The sequence below is a fragment of the Corallococcus sp. CA054B genome, assembly GCF_003611625.1.
Taxonomy (GTDB): Bacteria; Myxococcota; Myxococcia; order Myxococcales; family Myxococcaceae; genus Corallococcus; species Corallococcus coralloides.
Genome location: NZ_RAVY01000307.1, coordinates 1 through 7,565, shown reverse-complemented (window position 1 = coordinate 7,565; position 7,565 = coordinate 1). Strand labels below are relative to the sequence as shown.

Genomic DNA, 7,565 nt, shown 5'->3' with positions numbered 1-7,565 from the left:
CGCCCGCGCCCGCCACGCAAGCGGGTGGCGCCACCACCGCCCCGCCGGGGCCACCGCCGGAGGGCAGCATCCTCATTGGCGAGGTGGGCAGCCTCACCGGCTCCGAGGCCACCTTCGGCATCTCCGCGCGCAACGGCATCGACCTGGCGCTGCAGGAGGCCAACGCCGCGGGCGGCGTGCGCGGCCAGAAGCTGGTGGTGCGCGTCTACGACAGCCAGGGCCGGCCGGAGGAGGGCGCCCAGGCCGCCACGCGGCTCATCGCGCAGGACAAGGTGGTGGCGCTGCTGGGCGAGGCCGCGTCGTCCGTGTCCATGGCCATGGCGGACAAGGCGCAGGCGGCGAAGGTGCCCATGATCACGCCCACCTCCACCAGCCCGGAGGTGACGAAGAAGGGCGACTACATCTTCCGCGTCTGCTTCATCGACCCGTTCCAGGGCCTGGTGATGGCGAAGTTCGCGCGGGAGAACCTCAAGCTCGACAAGGTCGCGGTGCTCACGGACAACAAGAGCGCCTTCTCCGTGGGACTGGCGGACGTCTTCCACCAGAAGTTCAAGGAGTTCGGCGGCACCATCGTCGGCAACGAGAGCTACTCCAAGGGCGACACGGACTTCCGCGCGCAGCTCACGTCCATCAAGAACATGAAGCCGGAGGCGGTGTTCGTCCCGGGCTACTACACGGACGTGGGCATCATCGCGAGGCAGGCGCGCGAGGTGGGCCTGCGCGTGCCGCTCCTGGGCGGTGACGGCTGGGACTCCGACAAGCTGTACGAGCTGGGCGGCTCCGCGCTGGAGGGCAGCTACTTCTCCAACCACTACTCGCCGGACAACCCGGACCCCGTCGTGCAGAACTTCCTGAAGAAGTACAAGGCCGCCTACGGCAGCGTGCCGGACAGCGTGGCGGTGCTGGCGTACGACGCCGCGCGCCTGCTGGTGGATGCGATGAAGCGCGCGCCGGACACGTCCGGCCCCGCGCTGCGCGACGCCATCGCGGCCACGAAGGACTTCCCGGGCGTGGCGGGCACCATCAACCTGGACGCCAACCGCGACGCGGTGAAGCAGGCCGTGGTGATGAAGGTGGAGGGCGGCAAGGCGGTGTTCGTCACCACCGTGGAGCCCTGAAGCCGCTCCGGCCGCCCGTCCCCGGCGTCAGGGGATGGGCGACTGGATGATGTAGTAGATGGACTGGAAGTAGGTGTTGAGGGCCCGCAGCAGCTGGACGAGGAACGGCCAGCTCAGCACGGTGAAGCCGAAGAACGCCGCCGTGATGACGCCGTACTCCGACATGGCCTGGCCGCGCTGGAGGGCCCGCTTCAGGCTAGTGCGCGTGTTCTTCACCGGGCGCCTCCATCTTCGTGTCGCCACCACCGCCCTTCTTGCCGGTGCGGCACTGGTTCATGCACTTGTCGCGCGCCTGGCCGGCGACCTTCACGCAATAGGGGATGGCGTTCTTCGCCTTCTCCTTGCACACCTTCTCGAACTTCGCCTTGTCTTCCGCGCAGCGGCGCTCGCAGCTGGCGCCGGCGAAGGCCCGCGGGCCCCACAAGAGCGCGCCCGCGCCCAGCGACAGCATCAGGACCTGCTTCTTGAAACGGGTCATCGTTCCCTCTCTCCGTGCCGGGCTCATGGCGCGGCCTGGGACCGCATCAGCGACAGGTGGAAGTCCACCACGTGCTGCGCGGAAGGTTGCCGCAAGGAGGCCTGTCCGCGCAGCCCCGGGCGCGTCAGGGTCAACTCGGTTTCCTGGAAGCCCGCCTGGCGGGCCTCCGACACGCTCCAGCCCTGGTCCCGCAGCTGGGCGCGGTAGGCCTGCTCCACGTCGGGGAGCTCCGCGTCCGGCACCCGGCCGGACACGGTGACGTTGGTGGCGCCCTCCATCCGCAGGGACAGCGACGCGATGTCCTGCAGGTTCCGGGGCACCGGGATGCCCGCGGGCACCCGGCCCGCGCGCTCCAGGTAGTTGCGCATGCGCGCGGAGGAGACGAAGACAATGGTTTCGCCGCTCTGGTGCAGCGTGGACATCAGCCGCACCTCGTCATCCTTGGGGACCCAGTAGCCCACGTAGCCGGCGTTGTCGTTGAAGCGCACGCCCACGACGGGCAGGCCCTCATCCAGGAGGAACTTGCGGTAGTGCTGCAGCACCTGGTCCGACGAGTCCTGCGTGGAGAACCACGCCACCGCGATGGGCGTGTCCGGGCCCAGGTAGTCCGCAGCCAGCGCCTCCGGACGGCCGCCGTTGGGATAGGGCGGGAAGTACGACAGCGTGCGCGCGAGGATGGCCTCATCCCGCTTGGAGCGGCCCGGGGTGCGCTGCGCCGCCTGGTCCAGCTCGTCCGCCGCGGCCTCCGCCCGCTCCAGCCGCGTGCGGGCGCCGCCGTAGCGCGCCTCCTCCCAGCCCATGCCGATGAGGATGCCCGCCACCGCCACCGACACCAGCACCGACGCGGTGCGGAAGGCGGGATGCGAGACCCACTCCTTCAGCACGACTCCGGATCCTTGCACCCCATGTACCACTCACCGCGGTCCGAGTGCTTGTAGGTGTCCTGGTTCTTGTCGTTGTCCCAGTCGCGCCACTCCTGGTTGAAGTAGCGGGTGCTGCCCTCCTGGTTCACGGTGTTGGCCGGGGTCTGCATGTTGGCCAGGTGCGGGTGGATGGACAGGTACGGGTCCTCCGGAGAGTCCTCGAAGGCGTACAGCATCATGCTGTCCAGCAGGTCCTCGGTGAGCGCGGACCGGAAATCCTGCATGTTGCCGCGCATGGACTGATAGCCGGGCTGGACCTTCGTGTAGACGAGCTCCGTGCGGGCATACATCTCACCGCTGGAGTCCGACGGGGAGATGTCCGCGTCCTCCGTCAGCGCCCACGTGTCCGTGATGATGGCCATGCGCTGCTCCTTGAGGAAGTACGCATTGCCGTCCTCGCCGCCCGTGCCCTGCTGGGCGTTCTCGTGGACCTGGGCCACGCCCTCCTGCTTCCAGTTCTTCTTGGTCAGCTTCTCGTTCTTGCTGAACTCCGGCAGGAACTCCTCCGGCAGCAGGTAGTTCTCCACCACCGCGCGGGCGGAGCACTGGATGAGGCCGCCGTTGGAGAACTGGCTGCGGTACTGGCCCGCGATGCCTCCGCCCAGCGACCCGGCGCCGTTGTCCGGCGCCTCGCACGTCACCTGCTTGGCGTTGCTGTTCATCCAGCACACGTGGGCGACGACGGCCAGGTGGTGGTCCGTGTCCTCGCAGTCCGCGTAGTTGCTGCCGGACATGACGTCCGGCCGGTCGATGCCGGACTCGTGGTCGCAGTAGGTGAGGCGAGCGTTGTGCTGCACGTTGGAGCTGCCGCCCTGGGGGCCGGTGCCGCCGCCGCCGCTCTGCTTGAGCGCCTTGGTGTAGTCCTGCGTGGTGAAGTCCCAGATGGTCGTCACCGCCGCCTCCTGCGCGTCCAGCGAGTAGCGCAGGAGGTCATCCAGGAAGAGCGCGTACATGAAGATGGGGATGAGGACGATCATCGAGAGCGCCATCTCCACGGAGGCGGCGCCCCGGACGCGGCGGCTCTTCGGGTGCATGGCGCTCATAGGGCCAGGTCCTTGGCGCTGGCGAGGTCCGCCGCGTCGCCGTTGCCGGCGCGGTTGAGCACGCGCGCGGCCTCCTGGGCGGTGAACGGGTGCAGCTTCACGCGCCAGTAGGGGTTGAAGAGGCCCGGGGCCTCCTTCCAGCCGTTGGGCCCCAGGCGGTGGTAGTACACGAGCGCCTTGGAGAGCGCCGCGCCCTCGCCGGGCGCCAGCCGCAGCTGGCCATCCCCCTGGGCGCCGTGCGTGAGCGTGAAGGAGCCGCTGTCGTTGAGCTCCCAGGGCGCCTTGTCCTTGTCGCCCACGAAGAACTGCTTGGTGACGTAGCTGTAGACGTGCGGCTGGCCCCAGTCCGTGCTGGGGTCGTCGTTGGCGCGGAACTTCATGAAGCAGTTGCCGCTGCCCGAGCAGCTCATCAGGTCCTTGGTGTTGATGCCCTTGAACTCGTCGTGCTGGCCGCTGTGGGCGCCGCCAGGCTCGTGGCTGCCGCCGTTCTCGCTGCTCTCCACCACGGCCTTGTAGGTGCCCACGCCGAAGCCGTGGCGCCACTGAGACATGAGGGTGCCGTGCTCGTCCGCGACCACGACCTTGCCCTCGTTGCCGGTGACCTGGCCGGGGCCGTGGATGTTGCTCTTGGTCTGGGCGACCTTGGCCGTGCCCTGGTGGCCCATGATGACGTGCGTGCCCTCACCCGGGATGTCCTTGAGCAGGTCCCGGATGAAGTCGCTTTTGTAGTAGGTGGGCAGCCCGTTCATGATGACCGGGAGGCTGCGGTTGGCGGCCCAGCTGGGGCGCGAGGCGTTGGAGATCTCCGTCATCACCTGCGCGCGGGCCTTGTTGCTGGAGCCCTGGCGCTGGCAGTTCATCCCGTCCACCGCGCAGTCGAACTCCTCCGCGTTCAGCCCGCCCACGGACGAGTTGAGCGAGGACGCGCCGGGGACGCTGTAGTCGGTCAGGTCCGACAGGCTGGCGGACTGGCCGTCGCGCAGGGCGTTGCGCGCGGCGCGGTGCGCCGACTTCTGCGAGTCGTGGATGCCGTTGGCCATGGTGTTCAGGTCGTGGATGACCTTGTTGAACTTCTCCTCCACGTCCTTGACCTTGGAGTCGTAGTCACTGGCCTTGGAGCTGTAGTCCATGGCGATCATCAGCGCTTCAATCGCGTCGAAGCAGTGCTGGAAGTTGTAGGGCGGGCACTGCGCGACCTCCAGCGCGGCGATGATGAAGAAGCTCATCTGCCCGGCGCGCATCATGTCGCCGGTGGCGCTGGCGGCGGCCATGTAGCCGTGCGCGGACGTCATGCCCACGTAGGTGGACGCGATGGCCCGGTTGCTGGCCGCGTAGTAGTTGAGCGCGCGCGCCTCCACGACGCCCATGGAGTAGGCGAGCGCGTCGCTGTGCTGCTGCAGGCTCATCTTCTCCCGCAGGGCGTGGCTCAGGTTGAAGCTCAGCGTCGTCATCAACGCGAGCAACAGGAAGGACAGGCACGCGAGCACCAGGGCCTGGCCGCGCTTGGGCCGCAAGGTGGACCTCACGGTTCGAACGGGAAGATGCATTCGTTCTCCTCCGGAAGTTCCTTCTGGGTGAGGTAGAGGTTGGAGTGCATCCGCATGATGTACGTGGCGCGGATGGGCAGGATGTAGAGCTTGTTGTCCGCCGCGGAGTCGTACTTGGACATCTTCTTGACCATGAACTCGTTCCGGTCCGAGTCCTTGCCCAGGCGGAGCACGTACGGGAGGTCCCGGCCGCGCGCGATGTTGTAGATGACGACGTCCGCGAACGGGATGGGCAGGCGGTAGTTGAACGTCACCTGCACGCTCAGCTTGGTGCGCAGGCTGTCCGCCCAGCCCTGGTCACCGGAGGCGACCTTCGGATCATCGAAGTCCATCTCCTTGTTGCCGTGGGAGCCGGAGCCCAGGTCCCCCTTGAGGGGGTTGCAGATGGTGACCTCCGCGAACTTCAGGCCGGAGGCGTCCCCCATCTGGTTCTTGCCGATGTCGCCGGACTCGAACTTGGACTTGAAGTCGCCCGCGCTGGTGATGGGCTTGATGATCTCCGCGCCGCCGCTGGCGGCCGTGCTCACCATGGGCAGCAGCACCGCGAGGGCGGCCTTCTCCATGGTGGGGATGTCCGCGTTGTGGATGGAGCCGGCGCGCACGGCCTTGTAGGCCGCGTACTTCGTGAGGAGCCGGGCCTGGTGCATCAGTCCCAGTTGGAGGATGCCCAGCAGCATGAACACGAACAGGGGCAAGACGATGGCCGTCTCCACCGCCGCCTGGCCTGATTCGTTGCCGCGCCTCATGCTTCGCCCCTGTACTGAAAATACCCCAAGGTGGGAGGCTTCCCGACCCATTGTGCCGTTACCATACCGCCCGTAGGTTCGGCGGGAATCGGCCAAGTGGCCGGGAATGCAGGCCCGTCCTCCAGGCTTGCGGACATTATCGGGCTGGCCGGGGCCCGGGGTGCTTGACGCTGTGCGTATGCCATGGTTGGCACGGGCATTCGCGTTGAGGCGCAGGGAGATGAATCCATGAACTGGCACGTGGCGAAGCGAATGGGCGTGGCGTTGGCGGTGGCGTTGCTGGCGGCCTGCAGTGACGACGGCGAGGGCCCCACGCCGGACGGCGGCACCAAGACCGACGGGGGCACCAGCACCACCAAGTCCGCGGGCCCCGGCCTGGGAACCTCGAAGGAGACGCCGGCGGGGACGACGTTCGCGCTGCCGGCGGGGCTGACGCTGGAGAACCCCATCACCAGCTACACGCCGCAGGACCCGGTGGAGTGCGACGACATCTTCCCGGAGGACGCCAAGGGCAGCGGTGACGAGGTGACGCTGTGCCTCATCTTCCGCAACACCACGGGCGCGCCCATCACGCTGACGCTGCCGCCGGGGCTCATCTTCGTGTCGACGAACGACGACGTGCAGAACGGGCTGCTGGTGCAGACGGTCACCATCGAAGTGCCGCCGGGCGACCGCTTCTTCGTGCCGCTGTTCCTGTACTGCGCCAACCAGGACCGCTCCACCACGGGTCCGGACGACAAGTACGTCCTGGGCCCCACCGTCCAGTACAAGGAGTTCCAGGAGCTGTACTCCCTGCTCGCGGGCAAGACGCTGGAGGTCGAGGACGCCGCCGTCATCCAGGTGGCCGTCTCGCACCTGACCAACGGCGAGGGCCTGTCCGCGTCCGACCGCGCCGCCCTGCAGGCGCTGTAGGCACCGCCCCGTGTCCGGCGGCGGGCCTCTTCACCGCCGCCGGGCGATCTCCTGGATGAGCGCCACGTAGCGGCGCTGCTGGGGGTTCAGCTTGAAGGCCTTGCGCAGGGCGTCCTCCGCGAGCGCCCACTGGCCCTCGCCCCGGGCCACGTCGCCCAGGAAGGCCCAGCCCTCTTCCAGGCCGGGCTCCTGGCGCGTCAGCTCCTGGAGCTCCTGGAGCACCAGCCGGCCGTGCGCCTCCGGCTTCATGAGGTAGCGCGCCCAGGCGCGGTGGGCCTGGTACAGCGGCCGGGGGTCGATGTCGCAGGCGTATTCGAAGTACTCGAAGGCGCCCGCGAAGTTGCGCGCCTCCAGGCGGCGTTTGGCTTCGTCGAACTGGGTGGTGGCGTCCAGCAGGTCCGTGCGGATGCGGAACTGCTCCGCGGTGGAGGGCCGGCCGGTGTTGCTGCGCGCCTTCTCCCGGTGCGCCTGCCGGCGCTTCTTCCACAGCGCGTTCTGCTCCGGCTCCGACAGCGCGCCGTAGGCCCGCGCGTACGCGGCGAGCATCCCTTCCGCCTTCTCCTTCAGCTCCGAGGTCTGGAAGCGCAGCGGGGAGAAGCGATCCGCGGCGGCGAGGAACGCCTTGCGCAGCGCCACCGGCTGCACGTCCTCCGGCACGTCCAACAGGGCGAATGGATCCAGGCTGCGGTGGTTGAGGAACGCGCCCACGAGCGCGTTGCGCGCGGCCTCGTCCTCGTCCGCGAAGGGCGTGCCCGACGGTGCCTGGGCAGGCACGGGCACCGGTGTGGGGATGTCTCT

Annotated in this window: 8 protein-coding genes and 1 pseudogene; 2 read left to right on the top strand and 7 right to left on the bottom strand. The window is 68.4% G+C overall.

Going from position 1 to position 7,565, the window contains the following annotated elements:
- Positions 1-1,118: ABC transporter substrate-binding protein (locus D7V80_RS39290; RefSeq protein WP_233586068.1), on the top strand; the 1,118-nt coding region annotated here is incomplete at its 5' end.
- A gap of 27 nt (positions 1,119-1,145) precedes the next feature.
- Here the strand turns inward: D7V80_RS39290 and D7V80_RS39285 are convergent.
- The 6 genes from D7V80_RS39285 to D7V80_RS39260 are packed head-to-tail and all read right to left on the bottom strand — an operon-like array spanning position 1,146 to position 5,855.
- Positions 1,146-1,334 (bottom strand): hypothetical protein, encoded by a 189-nt coding sequence (locus tag D7V80_RS39285; protein WP_120592915.1) that lies wholly within the window; start codon positions 1,332-1,334, stop codon positions 1,146-1,148.
- Entirely contained in the window at positions 1,315-1,596 is a 282-nt protein-coding gene (locus D7V80_RS39280) for a hypothetical protein (protein WP_120592914.1), read from the bottom strand. The genes D7V80_RS39285 and D7V80_RS39280 overlap by 20 nt, the downstream gene beginning before the upstream one ends.
- A gap of 23 nt (positions 1,597-1,619) precedes the next feature.
- A complete protein-coding gene (locus D7V80_RS39275; RefSeq protein WP_120592913.1) occupies positions 1,620-2,480 on the bottom strand; it encodes a hypothetical protein in 861 nt (286 codons plus the stop codon).
- A complete protein-coding gene (locus tag D7V80_RS39270) occupies positions 2,474-3,562 on the bottom strand; it encodes a hypothetical protein (RefSeq protein WP_120592912.1) in 1,089 nt (362 codons plus the stop codon). Before D7V80_RS39270 ends, D7V80_RS39275 begins: the two co-directional genes overlap by 7 nt.
- Positions 3,559-5,076, bottom strand: a complete 1,518-nt coding sequence (locus D7V80_RS39265; RefSeq protein WP_370452623.1) for a hypothetical protein — start codon at positions 5,074-5,076, stop codon at positions 3,559-3,561. The genes D7V80_RS39270 and D7V80_RS39265 overlap by 4 nt, the downstream gene beginning before the upstream one ends.
- A gap of 8 nt (positions 5,077-5,084) precedes the next feature.
- Positions 5,085-5,855, bottom strand: a complete 771-nt coding sequence (locus D7V80_RS39260; RefSeq protein WP_120592910.1) for a TadE/TadG family type IV pilus assembly protein — start codon at positions 5,853-5,855, stop codon at positions 5,085-5,087.
- A 228-nt stretch (positions 5,856-6,083) separates the two neighbouring features.
- On the opposite strand from D7V80_RS39260, the gene D7V80_RS39255 reads away from it, so the two are divergent.
- Positions 6,084-6,767: a hypothetical protein gene (locus tag D7V80_RS39255; protein WP_120592909.1), complete on the top strand. Its 684-nt coding sequence runs from the start codon at positions 6,084-6,086 to the stop codon at positions 6,765-6,767.
- A 30-nt stretch (positions 6,768-6,797) separates the two neighbouring features.
- On the opposite strand, the pseudogene D7V80_RS39250 reads toward D7V80_RS39255, so the two are convergent.
- Positions 6,798-7,565: pseudogene (locus D7V80_RS39250) on the bottom strand (molecular chaperone DnaJ); the annotation flags it as partial.